Raw genomic sequence first — 19361 nt, forward strand, 5'->3', positions numbered from 1 at the left:
CTTAGATAGGTCAATACAAGGGAATTTCGATGAGTGGTGCTATTTACCTGATTCAAGATAACGGTCAGCTGGTTGAGATGAAAGAAACAGCCTATGACTCAGAGGCTTTGCTGCAAGAACTTCTTGCAAAATATCCTAATCTGCTGGCTGGCGATCAAATCGACACTGCTGCACCACGACAATGGTTGCTAGTTAAACGAGAGGTTGGAGTGCCATCTCAGGAGGGTGGTATCGATCGATGGTCAGTCGATCATTTGTTTCTTGACCAGGATGGAATTCCAACCCTAGTGGAAGTCAAGCGTAGCACTGACACGCGCCTCCGGCGAGAGGTAGTAGGTCAGATGCTCGACTATGCTGCTAATGGAGCAGTTTACTGGCCTGTTGAGAAAATTATTGCTCAATTTGAGGCTACGTGTCAGTTTCAAGGTGGCGATTCTGAACAGATACTAGCTGAATTTTTGGGTGCTGACGCTGACCAAAAGCAGTTCTGGCAGCAGGTCAAAACGAACCTGCTAGCTGGCAAAATACGCCTAGTCTTTGTTGCTGATAAAATTCCTACTGAACTTCAGCGTGTAGTGGAGTTCTTAAATAAACAAATGAATCCAGCGGAGGTATTGGCAGTTGAAATTAAGCAATACGTTGGTCAAGGTTTAAGGACTCTTGTTCCTAGAGTTATTGGTCAAATTGTTGATAAAAATTCCTCTGTTTATGTTACTGAGAGAAGACAGTGGGATAAATTATCATTTTTTAAGGAACTTGAAGAAAAACAAGGTAGCGCTCAATGTGAAGCTGCAAAAAAAATTCTTGAATGGATACGTCCTGAGCAGATACAGGTTCGATGGGGTACAGGCAGCAAATACGGGACATTTATTCCAAAACTAAACTATCAGGGAAAGGATTATTCGCTTTTTACAATATGGACTGATGGCACCATCCAAATTGACAGGCGGCTATTTTCTTCCCAAGATAAAGTAATAGAATTTGAAAAACGTCTTGATTCTCTTGTGGAAAAAACTTATCCTAATTATTTCAATGTTGACAGATGAAGCTGCACTAAAACAGTTTCTTGAAACATTTGATTGGGTGATTCAAGAAATTAAAGCTTTGTGATAAGACCACTATATTCAAGTTCGCGCATTTGTTTCTAAAACGCATCATTATCCATCAGCTACCTCATTTTTATTCCATTCCCGCACCTCAAAAGCAGAGTTATCAGCAATCTGCACGTAAAATAGCTTGTGAAAGCCTTCCGCATAAGATGGGGGTTTTAGTTTCTTGATTGTGGCATAAATCCCTACATCTGGAACTCTAGCTTTCCCCGTGCGCTGCTGGTTGCGTTCAAGGCATTGGTTTAAGATTGATGTAAAGTAATAACCGATAATTTCAGCATTGTAGCTACAACCCAACTGAATTAGAGAGGCACGATCCTCAATTGTTGGGTTAGTGTTATCAACAACTACTGATTCTCCGGCTTGAAGTGCCTCTTCAATCAGTTGTGCTTGCCTTCTGGAGGGCTTTTTATTGTTACGCAATAAATCTTTGCTAACAAGTTTATGGGTTTCGGCAAAATGAGTACGAAAAAACGTACTTTTTCCAGAAGCTTGTAAACCGATAAAAATGACCAGTTGCATAGGCTAATAGCTAATAGATTTGGAACAATTAGCTATTAGCTATCAACTATTAGCAATTGTCAATTCATTTCTTCAACAATAGCTTCCACACCCTTGTTATCCAGCATTTGCACAATTTCGTTAGCGCGATCGCGTCTGCTAAATACTCCCACTTGCATCACTCCGCGACCGTTGGCGACAGTGCGGAAGGCATCTGGAACCAGCGATCGCACTAAAGCTTCTTGGCGCGAATCCTGAGCATTCACCAAAACCCTATAGCGCAAACCTCGCGCCTGCGTACTACTACTACGGCGAGACGAATTTCTCGTTCCTCTAGTCGTTGTCTGTCCGCCAATATTCCCCAGTGGAATATTAGCGCTAGGCACTGGCAGTAAATCTGAAGAATTGGGATTTCCTAGAGGCTCCTCTGGCGAAGCGCCAAAGTCTATAACCCTAGGTTGAGTAGGTGACGCTGGCGAAGAGGAAGAGGGCGTTAGCGACGGTAGCGCTGGTAACGTCCGAGACTGCCTGGGAGGGTCGAGAGTAGGTAGAGACGACCTTGATGCAGGCGGTGTTGCTGGAATTGGTAACGGTGAGGTCTGAGGACGAGGCGGTAAGGCTGGTAAGGTACCCTGTAGCGTTGGTAAAGACCGGGGCGATCGCGACCTTGATGCAGGCGGCACAGGTTTTATAACTGTGTTGTTGGGTGCGCGTTGTCCTGGGGTGGAAAAGGTTGGCTCACTCCGCCAATTTGGGTCTATATCTGAGGATGGAGAATTCTGGCTCGGTGCGATCGTGGCGACTGGCAATATTTGCCTTGGCGATAGAGCAGCAGGAACCCGATCCAGAGTGTTGCTGGCGACGGCGGGAGTAGCGACACCACCTAAATCGATGTTTCCTTCTGTACGGGAGGCGATCTGATTTCCGAAAGCGGGAATAATTTGATTGGAAGCTTTGGTGTAAAGGTCTAATTCACCATTAGCACGAAAAACATTACCTCCCGGTTCGTCAGCTTTCCCCAAATCGGGACGAGCTTGAGAAATTGCCACTAACCCATAGCGAGTATTGTTTTCTATGACATTGTTGCGTAAGATTGGCTGCGCCTTGCCTTCGAGAACTACACCATCTTTATTGCCGATGATGCGATTCCCAATCAGCTGTGGTGCGGCATTCTGACCGACGCTAATCCCAAATCCTGTGTTTTGAAACACATTCTCCCGTACTTCCGGGCTGGAACTGCCGTAGATAGTGATGCCATTTCCGCCATTGCTGTAAAAGTTGTTGCCGCGAATGGTGGGCGAACTTTTTCCATTGACAGAAACCCCATCATGTGTATTTCCGGTAAAGGTATTATCGACGACGAGGGGACTGTTAGATTCAATCCACAGACCGTAACCTCGCGGATTAGGATTAGTTACCGTTACCCCTGTGATTGTGGATTGGTTAGCTGAAGCGATCGCTATATTTTGACCAGCAAAGGTCGGACTCAGGAAACCACCCCCGCCTTTAATCACAATATTCTGCCCTTTGCTGCTGGGGTCGCCTTGAATCGTGATCCCCGATTTTAGCCTCAAGGGAAAAACTTCGCCCGTCTCCAGGCTGTAAGTGCCGGGAGAAAGGATAATCGTGGTGTTGGCTCCAGCTACCCGCAATGCCTGGGTAATGGTTTGGAAAGGTGTCTTTTCACCCCCATCGCCATTAGTGTCATTCCCTGCGGTTGGGTTGACGTATAGGATTTTCATAGTGGTATCAGCAGCAGGCTGAGCTACATTAGATGCCACTACTGCGGTTACATCTAGGCAAAACGGTATTGTTGTCGCCGCCACTATTCCCAGGACAATACTACAGGTACGAATATTGTGGCGGCTCTTGCCTGAAATTTGATAATCGAAAATCCAAAATCCGAAATCCGAAATTTTATGATTGCGGGGGCGTGTCAAACTCACGGCTCTACTCCTCTCAAGTTGGCACTGCAATACAAGGTGAAGTTTGATGGCATTGGCACCTAGTTTTAGTTTATGCACGCCAATGCTGGATAGACACTACCCATCTTTTTACATTTCTAAAAAGCTGTTTCCAGCCATCTATCAGAAGATTAATTTTTTCAATGTGCAGGGTCATATCTTACCAACATACTTTATTTTCGACAAGATTTTTAATCAATGGATGCAATACAAGTTATGTTTATTTTGTTCAACATACTTAATCCCCGCGTCTTTATTTTTTTATCCGTTTGTATAAAATAGATGGGTTAATGGCAAAATTTGGCTCGGCGTGCCACCCTCTCACCTTAAATATTTCGCGAACAAGGGGAAGTGACTGTTACGATGAAAAATAATGGAGTGGTTGCGATGGGCGAGAAACACAGCGTTCGAGGGCGAGTCGGCGATTTGCCCATACAAACACAGCCAGCTGTTTGCCGCATTTTAGATGCCAATCTAGACCGAGCCAGAGAAGGCTTGCGAATTATTGAGGAATGGTGTCGTTTCGGCATGAATAGCTCGCCACTTGTAAATGAATGCAAGCAAATGCGGCAGGAGCTAGCGAGCTGGCATAGTATTGAACTGAGGGCAGCGCGGGATACTCCCGGCGACCCAGGCACAGAGCTGAGCCATCCTCAAGAAGAACAGCGCTCCAGTATTGAGCATCTGTTGCAGGTAAATTTCTCCAGGGTGGAAGAAGCGTTGCGGGTGCTGGAAGAGTATAGCAAGCTTTATGACCCGGATATGGGAGCGGCGACTAAGCAGATGCGCTATCGGGTGTATACCTTAGAGAGCAGCTTGCTGGCTTACAAACGACATCAGGCACTGTTGCGATCGCGTCTGTATTTGGTAACATCTGCCTCGGAAGAGCTGTTTTCCATCGTCGAAGCCGCCCTGCAAGGGGGACTGACTCTGGTACAATACCGAGAAAAAACAGCCGACGATAACGTGAAACTGGCTCACGCCAACAAACTCCGCCAGCTGTGCCATCAATACGGTGCATTATTTATTATGAATGACCGGGTGGATCTAGCTTTGGCTGTGGATGCCGATGGTATCCATCTGGGACAACAAGATATGCCAATTGCGATCGCTCGTCAGATACTTGGGCCACAACGCCTGATCGGTCGTTCCACCACAAATCCAGAAGAGATGCAACGCGCGATCGCTGAAGGTGCTGATTATATTGGGGTAGGCCCAGTTTACGAGACTCCAACCAAAGTTGGTAAAGTGGCTGCTGGTCTAGAATACGTCCGCTATGCATCTGCAAATTCCCCGATTCCCTGGTTTGCAATTGGTGGCATTGAGGTGGATAACTTAAATGATGTGCTGGGAGCGGGAGCCGAGAGAGTGGCAGTTGTCCGCGCTATTATGCAGTCAGATCAGCCGATGTTGATGGCTCAGTATTTCATCTCGCAACTGAGTCGAGTGCAAACTCTTCGCACAATTGATGCTCGTCTTCCCCAATCTCATGTCTAATCAGTCCCATCAGATTGCGCTTCAGGTAAATGGCGAACCCCGTAGCTGTTCGCCGCATACCAAATTGCCCGAAATGCTGGAACAATTGGGGTTAAACCCGCGCTTAGTGGCTGTTGAGTACAACGGTGAGATTCTGCATCGCCAGTTTTGGTCGGAAACTGAGATGAAACAAGGGGACAACTTAGAAATCGTCACCATCGTCGGCGGTGGGTAGAAGAAGGGTCGGTAATCCGTCCCCCGTATAGTCCCCAGAGTCAGAAACCAAGCGATAGATTAAATATGTACCCGGTGATGCCAATCGAAAGATGCCTTGAGCTGCAAGAGCCGCTACAGTTTAATCAGATTCAAGAGGCATAGTTTAATGCGTAACAAAATACTTTCAACAATTAAACCATTTTTTAAATCTCTGCTCGTCATTGGGCTTGTCCTAACTTTGGCATTTAGTCATGCTGATGGAGCTTTAGCAGCCCGCTCGGGTGGGCGGATGGGAGGTAGTGGCGGTTTCAGAGCGCCCAGCCGCACCTATTCACCTCCTGGCCGTACTTACGCACCAGGAGGAGGAGGATACTATCCGGCTCCCTATCCCGGTGGTGGCGGTTTTGGCTTCCCGTTACTTTTCCCCTTCTTTTTTGGTGGGGGAGGCGGTGGTCTGTTCAGTATCCTGATATTCTTGGCGATCGCTAACTTCCTGATTTCCAGCTTCCGTCGTGTTCGTGCTGGCGATGCTGGCGAAGTGGACTCCCTCAGCTACAGCAATCCCAAGGTTTCCGTCGCACGAGTGCAAGTTGGTTTGTTGTCGGAAGCCCGGAGTCTGCAAAAAGAGCTAGACCAGCTGGCGCGTACAGCAGATACAAGTTCCGCCGAAGGTCGCGCCCAAGTTCTACAAGAAAGCACCTTAGCTTTGCTACGTCACCCGGAATATTGGGTTTACGGTGCGGGTGAATCTCAGCAAACGGCGCTACAAGCCGCAGAAGCTAAGTTCAATCAGCTAGCGCTGGGCGAACGCAGTAAGTTTACTGAAGAAACTCTCTCTAACGTCAATAATCAGCTCAGAGCAGCTGCTCCTAAAGCATCTTTACCAGGAACTGCTGCGGGTGGTGAACTGATGACACAAGACCCTGGTGAGTACCTCGTTGTAACGATGGTAGTGGGTGTGGAAGGTAATCTGGAACTACCGAAAATTAACAGCACCGACGATCTGCGTCAAGCTCTACGTCAAATTGGGGGTATTTCAAGCGATCGCTTACTCGCTGTAGAAGTTCTCTGGACACCCCAAGCAGAGGGCGACACGCTCACTACTGATGACTTGCTGGCTGAGTATCCGGATCTGAAATTAGTTTAATCGAAATTTGTAGGGGCGCACGATTGCGTACTTCTACTGATTTCTTCTCAAGAGGAGGTTGATTATCAGCCTCCTTTTTTCATGTCAATCCCAAACTATTTGGTCAGTCTAGGTGACTGTCTTGGCATAACAAACTTAACTCAGGCTTTAACATGACCATCTAAATTTATTTTTTCAATAAAACCGCGCCGAAATGCTGGTAATTCTCTTCAAATTATGCCATTTTTATCTAGGAATGTTTTTAGGCGTACTGCTAAACAGATTGGTAGCTATCTGCTGGTTCTGGACGCACATCCCAACCTACCGAAGTTAGATAATCGGATACAAAAAATGACGAAGATTTGGCAAAAACTCTTAGTAGTCGCGATCGCCAGTGCGATCGCATTGCTGACAAATATCTCTCCCGCCACTGCTGTTAGCTTAGTACCTGCTGGAGACATTGCTGAAAAGCCTATACTTTCGGCTACTTGCCACGACTACATTAATTGTTATGAGATTGCTATCAGCAATTCTAACCTTTCTCTGAGTGCGCCTTTTAGCGATGGATCGTTCTTAGAACTCAATCCCATCACCACCGATGTAATACCCGTACCCCATTCTGTTGCAAAGCTTAACTCTGTTGCCAGTTTTTTTGTTTTTGGTGCTTTGGGTGCAGGTTGCTGGCTGTTAAGCAAAACCAGCAGAAAGTTTAAAAGAGTTAAATTGCTTTGGTAAGCGTAGAAAAATAACTTAGCAAATAGCGACATAGCCCAGTATATCTGGGCTTTTTTTGTGGGTTTCTTCTTGAGAATGTCAACGCTTCTCTGTTTTTTTTCGGCTGCGCCTAGAGTAATTCGTTAATTTTTCGTTTAGGAATATAAGTAGGAAAAATTAATTATTTACTCTAGTGCCGCAGGGTGGTATTATTAGATAATAGAAATCTATCTGTATTTTTAAAATACAGATAGATTTCTATTATGAAAAAAGCATTTAAAACTAAACTTAATTAAATCATTATACCCTAAAAAAAGTTAATTTTTTGACAATATTTCCAGCTAAAATTTTAAAATTCATAACCTCAAAAAATCGGCACTACTTAAACCGTTTTTGTTCGCTGCGATAACGGAGTAATTCAGCGACAAAGGCAACAACACCTGAAACTATCATTAACATAACGCTCAAGGCGTTGATATCAGGTTTAACGCCAGTGCGGATGCGGCTAAAGATTTCCATTGGTAGAGTTGTGGCACCAGTACCAGCAGTGAAGCTGGCAATCAGAAAGTCGTCCATGCTGAGGACGAAAGATAATAGACAACCAGAGATAATTGCTGGCATCAACTCCGGAAGCAATACTTGTATAAAAGCTTGCACTGGTGTCGCCCCTAAATCTAGGGCGGCTTCTTCTAAGTGGGGATCGAGGGCGTTAATTCGGGAAGAGACGACAAGGGCGACGTAGGCAAGACAAAAGACGACATGAGCCGCAACAATTGTCCAAAGGCTGAGAGGTATGCCAATTACTGCCAAAAATACCAATGTGGCGACTGCGATCGCAATATCGGGAATAATCAGGGGCAGGTATGCAACGCCGCGATACAAGCTTTGAAGAGGAAAGCGATAACGAGCTAAACCTACTGCCATCAGCGTACCAATAACAGCAGCGATCGCTACCGCACAAAATGCTACTGTCAAGCTATTTTGCAGTGCTGTGAGAACGCGAGAGTCGCCAAACAGTTTGAGATACCACTTCCAGGTAAATCCTTCCCACCCAGCGCCATAGGCAGATTCGTTAAAGCTGTAAACGCCAAGTACCAGAATGGGTAGGTACATATAAAAAAACATCAGCAGGGTAAAAAGAACCTGCCAAGAGACACGAGGTTTATCCTTGGACTTCAACATATCTGGGGTGATGTCCTCCTGCTGATTTGTTACTGTACCTGTCATCAATTTTCACCACTAGCCACGGGAAGCGATCGCACTATGCGCTATTTCTTCACTTTACCGGATGCCATCGAATGTCTGGAAGAGTGCGAGCACTTCAACCTGTGCAACTTTTCAGTAATATCTTTAATGTTTGTATCATTTATTACTAGTATTTCTTGAGTTAGGATTATACTTATACAATGGGAATCTGTGCGCTCATATATAGTCTTTTAAACGAACTATTCTAGACGCTGTATAGGGCAGAGCAAAAGAGGAAGCAAGCCTTGCAGTTACCAAAGAGCTACTGAGGCGGGAAGGAAGAAGGGAACAAGAGAGTGTTTTTCTTTCTGTTGATACAGGCGCGATCGCATTCTGGCAAGATATTCTCAAAAAAGAACGCCTGGTGGGAATGGGAATTGAACGATGGAAAACAAACCGGGAATGGTATCTGAAAAAGTGGAAAAGTCCGATACACAGTCCACGGATGTCAAACCGTCGTTTTGGGGTTCAGTTGCGGCTTCTGGGCAAGCGATCGCAAAAACAGCCGTTGGAGGAGTTGCCGCAATAGGCAACACGGCTTATAAAACAGGCAAAGCTGTAGTAAAGACAGCAGCTGGTGTTGGCGAGACGGCGGCGAAACAAACGCAAAAGTTGATTTCGCAAACTACGCAAGGTGCAGGACGTGCGGTTAACTATGTAGGTGATAACCAATTTTTACGCCATGTCACCAGAGCCTTGCCTACAACTTGGCTACTCGGTATCATCAATCAAGTTGATGTAGTAAAAGCCGAAAATGCTGTTAGAGATTTACAGCAAAAGCATCCAAAGGAAAGCCCCAATCAAGTTGCCCATCGTTTGATGGTGGAAAAAGCAGTTTATGGCGGCGGGATGGGTTTGGCTACTAGCTTTTTGCCCGGACAGGCGTTGGCGTTGTTGACTGTTGATTTGGCGGCGACGACACTGTTGCAAGCGGAAATGGTTTATCAGATTGCGGCAGCTTATGGGTTAGATTTGAAAGATCCAGCCCGTAAAGGTGAAGTGTTAGCTATATTTGGTTTGTCGCTGGGCGGGAGTCAAGGAATTAAGGCGGGTTTAGGTTTGTTGAAAGCTACACCTGTGGCGGGCGCGGTAATTGGTGCCAGCGCAAATGCGACGATGATCTATGCGTTGGGTTATGCGGCTTGTAGGTTTTATGAGGCACAGCTGCATTCGCAGGTATCGGAGGATAAGCTAGTAGAAACGCAGGCGGCGAGTGAAAGTTACTTGCAGACTGCGATCGCGCAACAAGCGATTATGGATCGGATACTGGTTCATACAATTGTGGCAAGTTATCCCGGCAAGTCTTGGGAAGACATTCTCCCTTCCTTACAGGCGGCGAATCTCAGCCCTGCATCAATAGATGCGATCGCTTCTAATATTAAATCTCCTCAGCCTTTAGATACGCTTTTAGATCAACTCAACCGCGACTATGCTATCCCCCTGTTGGCGCAGTGTTACAGAGTATCCGAACTCGATAGCGCACTGACACCAGAAGAATCCAAGGTTATCGACAAAATTACTCAAAGATTTGATATTGACGTGGATGCGATTAAAAAGCTTGTAAATATTTAATACAGCTTCCTCAACCGCAAGCCGTCTCGTGGGTTCCAATACTTTCTGGTTAATCTCTCCACGCCAGCGCCACAACCCCTCTCATTGCTCCTTGGGTTCGTCCGAAATCGCGTTACCCAACAAATGCCCTTATAGCCTTGGTTTTTTGCCCTAATCGCCCAAGCTACGCGGGTTTCTGGCAATAAATTCGGCACTTTTTATCTTTCTAGTGTTAGTAACGTATTTAATTCGGGAATCCTAGTAATAGGGGTGATTCTAAATGTGTCTCCCGCAATTACTGCTCTTGATGACTAGACAGCCGCATCTTCTAGAAAGAACCGGGGAAAAGTGGATAAAATCGTCCCCTCTTACCGCAAAGCTTCCCACCCATAGGCATAACTGCCGAATGGCGAGTGGAAATCTCTAGCGTTGCGTAACCAGCAATAAATTTTATTGCTGATATCAGGGTGATTCAGTAGGGAGGACAAAATGAATATAACAGTTTATTTTAACCTAACCTGACTAATTGTTAGGTTGTTTGAATGTATTTTAGGCTCCGATTTGTATACCTACTTATAATTCATTCAAGTCATGGCTGAACAAGCATTTATGGAAGCGCAAATTTTATTCCAAACCGACTCAGAAAGTATTCTTGATAAGCTGCCTCCGGAAGCCAAAACGTGGGCTGAAAGCTTGCCTTGGAACCAGCGCCGTTATGTACTTTCTTTGTGTCATCTAATGTGTGCGGCTACTCCAGAAATGCAAGCCGAATTTTTAGATGATTATACGGCAACTGGTTTAGTTACTAAAAGGCTTCAGGACAAAAATACTCAACAACGTGTTCAAGAACATTTAAAACAATTTCAGATTCAACTAGAGCTAAGTGAAACTGTCTTAAGAAGTTATATTAGACAGTTTTATATACATTCAGCTCAAGATGTTAGCAGACAGCCGGATTTATATTTAGAATCCGCTCTCCGCTTGGTTCTGAGTACAGAAGAACGAAACAACGTATTTAATTACATTTTGGGTTTTGAACTCATTAAAATGATGTTTAGTATGAGTTGGTTACAACATGAAAGGTTGTATCAACTTCAGATAAACCAAGAAGAATTTCTTAATACCTACATCAAACCTATTCAATATGCTCACCGAGTCAACGGTATAATTGTTCCTACATCTAGAAAGAAGTTTTTTGAAAGGCGCAATTATTTTGTTCAAAAACCCAATATTACTGAAAAGAAATTAATTCACCTAGTCATGGCTACTTTTAATACAGATATAGTGACTCATTTTGGGTTTTCAATTATTCGTCATGTTAATTCTTTAGTTTTTGACTACGAATACATTTTTAACCCTGAACAAGAAGGTGTATTTACATAGTTAGCAGGTAAGAGTAATTAAATATCACTGGTGGTTATTGGAAATTAGGTAGCAGTGTATTACCGATTAATATTTCAGCCAGAGGTAATTTTTAGCGAGAAGCCAATTCTGGATGGCGACCCCTTAAACCAGTCATCAACTGCAAAGCATACTTCTTCACAGGATGTATCCGTCGCAGCATCCATAAACCTAGACGGCGAATTGCTACAACTGGCAAGAAATTGTTAGAAAACATTCGATCTAGAAAATCGGTGAAACCTAAAATTGTCAGGTTCTCAGTTTTGCGCCAGCGTTCGTAGCGTTTGAGTACGCGGATATCCCCGATATCTTCACCCGAATTGTGGGCAGTTTGCAAGATTTGCGCGATCGCAGCTGCATCCCGAATCCCTAAATTCATCCCTTGTCCCGCTACTGGATGGCAACAGTGGGCTGCATCGCCAATCAAAGCTAGTCGGGGAAGAGTATAGCGATCGCTGTGCATCAACTGTACCGGAAAAAGATAGCGATCGCCATCAAGTTCCAAATGCCCCAACTCTCCACCTGTGCGGTGTTCCAGTTCTGCGAGAAATTCCTTTTCATCTAGTTCCTTCAAAGCTTTCGCTTCCGCGTGGGGTGCAGTCCACACAACTTGGCAGCGATTTCCTGGTAACGGCAAAACTCCCATCGGGCCGCTAGGCCAGAATCTTTCGTAGGCGATATTATTATGGGGTCTTTCGGTTTTAATCGTTGCCACTACGCAGGATTGCCAGTAGTGCCAGCCTTGGGTGCGGATACCAGCTGTTTCCCGAATACGCGATCGCGCCCCATCTGCCGCCACTAGCAACTTTGTGCGGATAACTTTGCGATCGCCGTTCGCACTCAATTCTATCTCTACCGCTTCAGGTTTATATTCTGCGTTCACCACTTCTGCTGGACACAGCCACGACACATTCGGGGAATTTTCTAGACACTCCTGCAAAGCAGTTAGCAACACCCGATGTTCCGCAGCATAACCCAATCTTTCCGTGCCTAAATCCGGGGGATAGAACTGCACCACGCGAGGATCTTCGGCATCGGAGAGGCTAATTTGCCCAAATTCAGTAATTTGAGGCAAAATTTTATCCCAAATGCCGATTCCCTGGAAAATGCGCCCCGACATTAGGGAAATGACGTATGCTCGTCCTATGGCTACAGCAGCAGATTGACGCGATCGCTCTATTAACACTACCCGCAACCCGGAATCCTTCAAGGCACAAGCCAGGGTTGCCCCGACAATACCACCACCGACAATTGCCAAGTCGTAGTCAAAATTATCTGTCTGTTGCAGCGCCATTTTTAACAAAATTTGTCAAACAAGATAAGAATATTTACTTTTCTTTATTTTGACGCGAACAGCCCAAGCGAGCAAGGCAGAGCTTCTTTTTTCTGGACTTCTGGCTGTAGGGGCATGGCAATCCCCCTACCAAACGTTAGAACCGCAATATATTCCACCCAACTGAGAAAGGCTATAAAGTCTGGAGTGATCGAATAAAAAGGCTGCTTGAAGCAGCCTTTTTATTCTTCTAAAGCCTGGGTGGGCAGGCTATATTTGCTACTTACTTAGCACCCATCTCAATCACTGCACTCCGCATGAAGTTGATCCGCTCTTCAAAGCCGAGTTGCTTGATCTGAGATACAAACTCATTGGTTTCTTCTGGCAATTCGTAGTCAGAAGGCACTTGGATGATTTCGCCTTTATCCATACCTTGTGCTAGACGCAGCCAAATATCTAACTGAGAACTAGAACTCATAGAGCCATATGCACGGCTGAGGTCGCTATCAGCTTTGGAAATGATATCGCGTTGCACCTGTAGCTGTTGCTCTTTGGGCAGCGCCAGGATGTGATGATATATAGTTTCGGCTTCTGCTTGAGCAGAAGTGGCATTGGCTGGTGTCAGTTGATCTTTGATGTCGAGGTAGCCAAACCACAGGATAGCAAGCTGAGTATCCACATCGAAACGCTGAAAGGTTTCTAAGGATTTTCTGGTAGTTTCATCGGTTGCAAATGTCATTTAAATCTCCGAATGCTTAGTAAAATCGTCTGTCTATGAAATATTGAGTAACTTTCGTTTTGCCTCAATATTAAGATTTAATAAGCTCAGAGCTAAGGATTAACCACGCTGAAGACAGATATAGCGATCGCTACTCGCGACGGATGTATATATCTCATATCGCCTATAATCCGTTCACCAGTGTAAAATTAGTCACATTCTGTCAGGCAGGCAAGATGCCTGCCCGACAAAAAGATATAGTTAACAAACTAGACTCAGAGACATCAGCTCATCCGCCATTTCAAAGTTAGCGGTGACATTTTGGACATCATCCAAATTTTCTAGGGTGTCGATTAATTTTAAGAGCGATCGCGCAATTTCTGGATCGGCTACTTCCATCGTATTGTTGGGAATCCAGCGCAGTTCCACCCCACCAACTTTAAAGCCTTTTTCCTTCAAGGTGCGCTCAAGGCTTTCCAAATTTTCCACAGAGGTAAATACCTCAGCACCTTCATTATCCTCATCCTCAATTAGCTCATAAGACTCAGCACCGCCTTCTAAAGACGCTTCCAGCAGCGAGTCTTCCTCAACCGCACCTACTACCGTGCAAACGCCTTTTTGCTCAAACATCCACGATACGCAACCAGTTTCACCGAGATTGCCACCATTTTTACTAAAAGCTGCTCTCAAGTCAGCTGCGGTACGATTGCGATTATCTGTAAGCGCTTCCACCAAAATCGCCACACCGCCGGAACCATAGCCTTCGTAACGAATTGTTTCTAGTTGAGCGCCACCTTCCCAAGTACCAGCGCCCTTTGCGATCGCTCGATCAATATTATCATTCGGAATTCCCGCCGCCTTCGCCTTATCAATCGCCGTCCGCAGTTGAAAATTGCCGGTTGGATCTGGGATACCGCTTCGAGCTGCCACAATAATAGCGCGAGACAGTTGCGTGAAAGTCTTACCCTTCACCGCATCTACTCTCGCCTTCTGACGCTTAATATTTGCCCACTTACTATGTCCTGCCATACACTTAAATCATTAACACGCTTATTCAAAAATAGCTTGTAGCTTGTAGGTTAGGTTGAGGGTTATCCATCCCACATTAATCCTACTCTGCTATATCAAATTTTTGGGTAATGTAAGTGTCTAGCGGTTCTATAACAATCTATTTGAGTAGAGCGTTGTATACAAAGAAGAGGTGATGGATGTACGTCTTTTATTTGGAACAACTTAGATGTTCTAGTTAAGAATAAATAAAAGTTTGGGTTTATCATAGTAACTTTTAAATTAATCTAAATAATTAATTTTGTAATTATTATTTAAATATGTTGAGCTTTATAAATGTTAAGATTAATTCTATCTGTTAATATTAAATAATTTTTTATATTATGTCGCTGGGATTGGACGTATTGGGTCGCATTTTGCTGCGGTGGTTGCTGTTGGGTGTCTGTTTGCTATGTTTGGCGGGATGTCAAGTGCAGCAACAGGTGGGTGTAGTTAAGTTGACGTTGTGGCAAGGGGTGAATCCGCCGCCGAATCGGGATGTGTTGCAGTCGTTGGTGGATAAGTTTAATCGACAGCATCCGGATATTCAGGTGGAATCGCTTTATGTGGGTCAGGCGGATCAGCAGTTGCCGAAGATTCTGGCGGCGGTGGTGGGAAATGCGCCTCCGGATATGTTGTGGTTTTCGCCGATGCTGACGGGTCAGCTGGTGGAGTTGGATGCTATTCGTCCTTTGGAAGATTGGTTAAATGCGTCACCGATACGTGATGAAGTTGACCCAGCTTTGTTTGATTCGATGCAGTACGCGGGTCATACTTGGTCGGTGCCGTTTGGGACGAATAATGTGGGAGTTTTTTACCGTCCGAGTCTGTTTCAGGCGGCGGGGATAACTCAGTTGCCGAAAACTTGGGAGGAGTTGCGACAAGTTGCGCGAACTTTAACTAGCGATCGCGATGGGGATAACCGCATTGACCAACACGGGATGCTTTTGCCTTTGGGGAAAGGGGAATTTGCGGTATTTCTGTGGTTGCCATTTATGTGGAGTGGCGGCGGCGACTTTACGATTGGGAATGATAGGGCCAGTGTGAATCTTGTTAATGAGGGCGCGATCGCTGCCTTGCAATTCTGGCGACATCTCATAGATGATAAATCAGCGGTTTTGTCTTTGCCCGAACGCGGTTATGAGTTAGATAATTTTCTTACTGGTAAGGTGGCGATGCAACTTACTGGCCCTTGGACGCTGGGACAATTGAACGCAACTGGTGTAGATTATGGCGTTTTCCCAATTCCGGCACAGACGCAACAGGCGACGGCGATGGGAGGAGAAAATCTATTTATCCTCAAAACCACTCCGGAACGAGAACGCGCTGCTTGGACCTTTGCCCAGTACGTTATCAGCGAAGAATTTCAAACTCAGTGGGCGCTGGGAACAGGTTATTTACCAGTAAATCTCAAATCGCGGCAAAGTGCGGAATATCAAGAATTTATTGCGAAGTCGCCAGCGCTGAAGGTGTTTTTGGAACAAGCAAAAGATGCGCGATCGCGTCCTATCTTTCCTGGTTATAATCGAATCTCGGAAAATTTGGGCAGAGCGCTTGAGGGGGTATTATTAGGTAAAAGTTCGCCTCAAGAAGCACTCAATGCTTCGCAGCAGCGACTAAATTTAATTTTTTAAAGCTTTAAGTAGCAGAGGTTAACGTTTTGATACAGCACATTTTATCCCCCAATCCGATAAATTGGGGGCTTTGAGAAGTTTCGCTATCCCAAAAGTATTGACTACAATCTGGAGGCGCAAATAGCAGCACCGATGAGTCCGACTTGCGGATTTAAAACTATATGTACTGGCACCCGTTCTAGTAAAGGGCTGACGCGACCTTTGTGGGTGAAAGCATGAAGAAAACTTCCCTCTTTTATAAGTGGGAGAATTTTAGCAGCGATGCCACCAGCAACGTAAAGACCGCCATAAGGTAATAGTTTGATAGCAAGATTACCTGCTTCGGCACCATAAGCTTCTACAAATAATTGTAGGGTTTGCTCCGAGAGGCGATCGCTTTTTTCTAAGGCAGCTTTGGCAATGACAGCCGCGGGATCTACAGTTTTCTCACTCCTACCTGCTTCTTGTTCCCAAGTTCTGACCGTTTGTCCAATTTCTGGCATTTCAGTGGCAATTTGTCTGTCTCTCAAGAATTGGTAAATCGCCACGATCCCTTGCCCAGAAACTACCCTTTCTACAGAAATTCGCTGGATATTGTGCTTATCGAGCAAGTATTTTAACAGCCCAAATTCTAATTCCGAGCGGGGAGCAAAGTCAGCGTGTCCGCCTTCGGAAGGAAACACCTGATAGAGATTGGCTGCCGTTCGGATCAAAAATCCTTGTCCTAACCCTGTACCAGCACCAATTACCCCAATGGGAGCCTCTGGCTGATGTTTGCCAGTTTGCAAGGTATACAAGTCAGACTCAGCTAGACCCAAGACACCATAGCCAACGGCGGCAAAATCGTTGATTAAAATGATTGATTTTATTCCCAGTTGCTGCTCTAGACGTTTGGCATCCAGTGACCAAGTTAAATTGGTGAGGGTAGAGGTATTGTTGACCACAGGGCCTGCGATCGCAAAACAAGCCTTTTGCGGCACCAGCACTCCCCCTTGCATTTCCTGCGTTAAGGGCGGGGAAACTGGGGAAATTCTCTCCGTAGCAGCTTTGAGAAACTGCTGCACTATCGGCACTAAATCGGGATAGTTGCGGCTAGGGTAAATCGCTTCGTAGAGGGTGTGTAATGATCCCTCAGCATCAGCCGCATTAACTAAGCGCAGAATGGTTTTGGTGCCGCCGATATCGCCTGCCAGAAGTAAGGTCATAACTCTAGTGAAACCGGATGACTTTTTCGCTTTGACTCAAGTGGGAGGTATCCCCGTTGAGTTCCATCACCCATTTTTCACCATCACGCACCAGCTTAACCAAACAACACAAAGCAGCGTTGACTTGGGTGCTTTCAGGCGTGCCGCCTACTAAGCCGATTGTCGCACCCAAAACGGATGCTCCGTGACCCACCAGCAGAATATCTTCTGAAAATGCTGCTAGTTGTCTTGCTGTTTCTCCGGAACGTTCTAGCGATTCTTCCCCGGTTTCGGGATACTTGGCAATAACGCGAGAGGTGTAACTCAGGTCAATTCGAGGAAATTGCTCGTGCAATGTTAACAAAGATAATTTTTCTGGCATTGCTGGCATCCAGTGAGGATTCAGCCATTCGCTTAAGCCAGACTCCAGTTTTATAGGTAAATCGAGGACGGATGCCACTTCGTTAGCAGTTTGCACTGTTCGCAAAAAAGGGGAGGCAAAAATGTGGGCAATGCTTTCTCCTTTCAGGCGTTGCGCGAGTTGTTTTGCTTGCACTACGCCATCAGAAGAGAGGGGTGGATCGTAGGGACGTTCGGCGGTTAAGAACCAGTCGGGGTTCACGAAGTCGAGACGGTTGGCGTGTCTTGCAATCCAAATAGTTTGACTCATGCGTTTTTTTATATATTCCCACAGGCTCTGTTGCTAAGGGCGCATTCTGTTCATTGGCATCCCCAAATTCTTAATTTAAGTTTAAGTTTTTTATTTTTGCGAAATTTAGCGCTTCAATAGCCCGTATTGCCTTCTACTCTCAGACCTTACTGCCTTTGTTTCCTCGCCTAACTGCCCGAATTTCCCACGTTATAGCAAGCATCAGCAAAGTTTTTCTCATTTTGTTTTCCAAGATGCAATTGTCAAGGCTGTTCGTGGGTATCCTCTTAAATAGCTATACCGAAAGCAAGTAAGGCTAGGAAACCCCCTCCGGGGATAGACAAAGCAGCTTTAAGGAATGTTACAATAATTAACAAGCGATCGCTCTGATTAAAGACTAAGCACTATGAAAACTGCTCAGACCTCCACAGATACTGTCCGTGCTTACCTACGAGAGATTGGGCGCGTTCCCCTGCTAACGCACGAGCAGGAAATCCTTTTTGGGAAACAAGTACAGCGCTCAACCGCCTTAATAGAACTAAAAAATACACTTTTAACTCAGTTAGGACATGAGCCAACTGAGGCAGAGTGGGCAAATGCAACTGGGTTGTCAGAGAAAGAATTACAGCAAGCGATCGCACTAGGAGAGATAGCCAAACGCAAGATGGTGGAGGCTAACTTGCGGCTAGTAGTATCGGTTGCCAAAAAATACATCAAGCGCAACGTTGACCTGTTGGACTTAATCCAAGAAGGCACAATGGGAATGCAGCGTGGTGTCGAGAAATTTGATCCTACCAAAGGTTATAGATTTTCCACCTACGCCTACTGGTGGATTCGACAGGCAATTACCAGAGCGATCGCAGAAAAAGGACGGACAATTCGCCTCCCAATTCATATCACCGAAAAGCTGAACAAAATCAAAAAAGCCCAACGCCAACTAGCTCAGAATCTAGGAAGAGCCGCCACAGCCGCTGAACTTGCTGCCGAACTAGAACTAACCCCCAAGCAAGTCAGAGAGTACCTGGAAAGGGCGCGTCAGCCGCTTTCCTTGGATCTGCGCGTCGGCGATAACCAGGATACAGAACTGGTAGAGTTATTGGAAGACGATGGCCCTACACCAGAAGACTTCGCCACCCAATCATCTCTCCAAGTTGACTTAGAAAAACTGATGGCAGATTTGACCCCTCAGCAGCGCCAAGTATTGGCACTGCGCTTTGGTTTGGCGGATGGGCAAGCCTTGACGTTAGCAAAAATAGGCGATCTCCTAAACATTAGTCGGGAACGAGTGCGACAGATTGAACGAGAAGCCCTCTCCAAGCTCCGCAAGCGCAAAGCTGATATGCGGGAATATATTGCCAGCTAATAGAAGGATGGCTAATTGTTTATTCCCATTAGCCATTCGCAAATCAGAAACTGGTGATACAATCCGCCGTTTTGAGTTCGGTTCTACTCACTATACCCAGCCAATGAACTTGCTACATTTGTTTACATAAAGGTAAATAAATCTCGGAGCGAGTTTCCGGGTCAACCAGTACAACCAACAGATGAGCAGCAATCTATCCTGGTGCAAAGAA

At 45.6% G+C, this 19361-nt stretch carries 17 protein-coding genes; 9 read left to right on the forward strand and 8 right to left on the reverse strand.

The features are described from left to right. Positions 1–29 precede the first annotated feature (29 nt). A complete protein-coding gene (locus tag NDI42_RS04040) occupies positions 30–1046 on the forward strand; it encodes a PDDEXK family nuclease (RefSeq protein WP_199311051.1) in 1017 nt (338 codons plus the stop codon). Positions 1047–1157: 111 nt separating this feature from the next. Here the strand turns inward: NDI42_RS04040 and NDI42_RS04045 are convergent, their stop codons facing one another. Beyond that, on the reverse strand, positions 1158–1631 hold the full coding sequence (locus tag NDI42_RS04045) for an ATP-binding protein (RefSeq protein ID WP_190452775.1): 474 nt from the start codon (positions 1629–1631) through the stop codon (positions 1158–1160). A gap of 59 nt (positions 1632–1690) precedes the next feature. After that, entirely contained in the window at positions 1691–3556 is a 1866-nt protein-coding gene (locus NDI42_RS04050) for a DUF1565 domain-containing protein (protein WP_190452777.1), read from the reverse strand. 405 nt (positions 3557–3961) lie between these two features. On the opposite strand from NDI42_RS04050, the gene NDI42_RS04055 reads away from it, so the two are divergent. From NDI42_RS04055 to NDI42_RS04070, 4 genes are all read left to right on the forward strand, one after another. Beyond that, positions 3962–5071 carry a thiamine phosphate synthase gene (locus NDI42_RS04055; protein WP_190452914.1) on the forward strand — a complete coding sequence of 370 codons (1110 nt, stop codon included), beginning with the start codon at positions 3962–3964 and terminating at the stop codon, positions 5069–5071. Beyond that, positions 5064–5285 (forward strand): sulfur carrier protein ThiS, encoded by a 222-nt coding sequence (thiS, locus tag NDI42_RS04060; protein ID WP_190447382.1) that lies wholly within the window; start codon positions 5064–5066, stop codon positions 5283–5285. The genes NDI42_RS04055 and thiS overlap by 8 nt, the downstream gene beginning before the upstream one ends. 147 nt (positions 5286–5432) lie before the next feature. Then, positions 5433–6413, forward strand: a complete 981-nt coding sequence (locus NDI42_RS04065) for a DUF1517 domain-containing protein (protein WP_190452779.1) — start codon at positions 5433–5435, stop codon at positions 6411–6413. A gap of 216 nt (positions 6414–6629) precedes the next feature. Further along, positions 6630–7127: a hypothetical protein gene (locus NDI42_RS04070; RefSeq protein WP_190452781.1), complete on the forward strand. Its 498-nt coding sequence runs from the start codon at positions 6630–6632 to the stop codon at positions 7125–7127. 357 nt (positions 7128–7484) lie between these two features. Here NDI42_RS04070 and NDI42_RS04075 read toward each other — a convergent pair whose 3' ends face one another. Then, positions 7485–8333, reverse strand: coding sequence for an ABC transporter permease (locus tag NDI42_RS04075; RefSeq protein WP_190452784.1), 849 nt, complete (start codon positions 8331–8333; stop codon positions 7485–7487). A gap of 402 nt (positions 8334–8735) precedes the next feature. On the opposite strand from NDI42_RS04075, the gene NDI42_RS04080 reads away from it, so the two are divergent. After that, positions 8736–9923: an EcsC family protein gene (locus tag NDI42_RS04080; protein WP_190452786.1), complete on the forward strand. Its 1188-nt coding sequence runs from the start codon at positions 8736–8738 to the stop codon at positions 9921–9923. Positions 9924–10493: 570 nt separating this feature from the next. After that, positions 10494–11285, forward strand: coding sequence for a hypothetical protein (locus NDI42_RS04085; RefSeq protein ID WP_242017551.1), 792 nt, complete (start codon positions 10494–10496; stop codon positions 11283–11285). Positions 11286–11376: 91 nt separating this feature from the next. Here NDI42_RS04085 and NDI42_RS04090 read toward each other — a convergent pair whose 3' ends face one another. The 3 genes from NDI42_RS04090 to NDI42_RS04100 all read right to left on the reverse strand — a co-directional run bounded on the left by NDI42_RS04090 (position 11377) and on the right by NDI42_RS04100 (position 14323). After that, complete coding sequence (locus NDI42_RS04090; RefSeq protein ID WP_190452788.1) at positions 11377–12597, reverse strand: FAD-dependent hydroxylase; 1221 nt, start codon at positions 12595–12597, stop codon at positions 11377–11379. 262 nt (positions 12598–12859) lie between these two features. After that, a complete protein-coding gene (locus NDI42_RS04095; protein ID WP_190452790.1) occupies positions 12860–13315 on the reverse strand; it encodes an orange carotenoid protein N-terminal domain-containing protein in 456 nt (151 codons plus the stop codon). 240 nt (positions 13316–13555) lie between these two features. Beyond that, complete coding sequence (locus NDI42_RS04100; RefSeq protein ID WP_190452792.1) at positions 13556–14323, reverse strand: YebC/PmpR family DNA-binding transcriptional regulator; 768 nt, start codon at positions 14321–14323, stop codon at positions 13556–13558. Between the two features lie 362 nt (positions 14324–14685). Here NDI42_RS04100 and NDI42_RS04105 point away from each other — a divergent pair, with 362 nt between their 5' ends. Beyond that, on the forward strand, positions 14686–15975 hold the full coding sequence (locus NDI42_RS04105) for an ABC transporter substrate-binding protein (RefSeq protein ID WP_190452795.1): 1290 nt from the start codon (positions 14686–14688) through the stop codon (positions 15973–15975). Between the two features lie 101 nt (positions 15976–16076). Here the strand turns inward: NDI42_RS04105 and NDI42_RS04110 are convergent, their stop codons facing one another. Together NDI42_RS04110 and NDI42_RS04115 are read right to left on the reverse strand one after the other, a co-directional pair. Further along, complete coding sequence (locus NDI42_RS04110; RefSeq protein WP_190452797.1) at positions 16077–17159, reverse strand: glucokinase; 1083 nt, start codon at positions 17157–17159, stop codon at positions 16077–16079. Positions 17160–17163: 4 nt separating this feature from the next. Next, positions 17164–17808: a histidine phosphatase family protein gene (locus NDI42_RS04115; protein WP_190452799.1), complete on the reverse strand. Its 645-nt coding sequence runs from the start codon at positions 17806–17808 to the stop codon at positions 17164–17166. A 385-nt stretch (positions 17809–18193) separates the two neighbouring features. Between NDI42_RS04115 and NDI42_RS04120 the strand changes: the two genes are divergently transcribed. Then, entirely contained in the window at positions 18194–19150 is a 957-nt protein-coding gene (locus tag NDI42_RS04120) for an RNA polymerase sigma factor, RpoD/SigA family (RefSeq protein ID WP_190452801.1), read from the forward strand. The last annotated feature ends 211 nt before the right edge of the window (positions 19151–19361 follow it).

Origin of the sequence: Funiculus sociatus GB2-C1 (assembly GCF_039962115.1) — a bacterium.
In the GTDB taxonomy this organism is placed as follows: Bacteria; Cyanobacteriota; Cyanobacteriia; order Cyanobacteriales; family FACHB-T130; genus Funiculus; species Funiculus sociatus.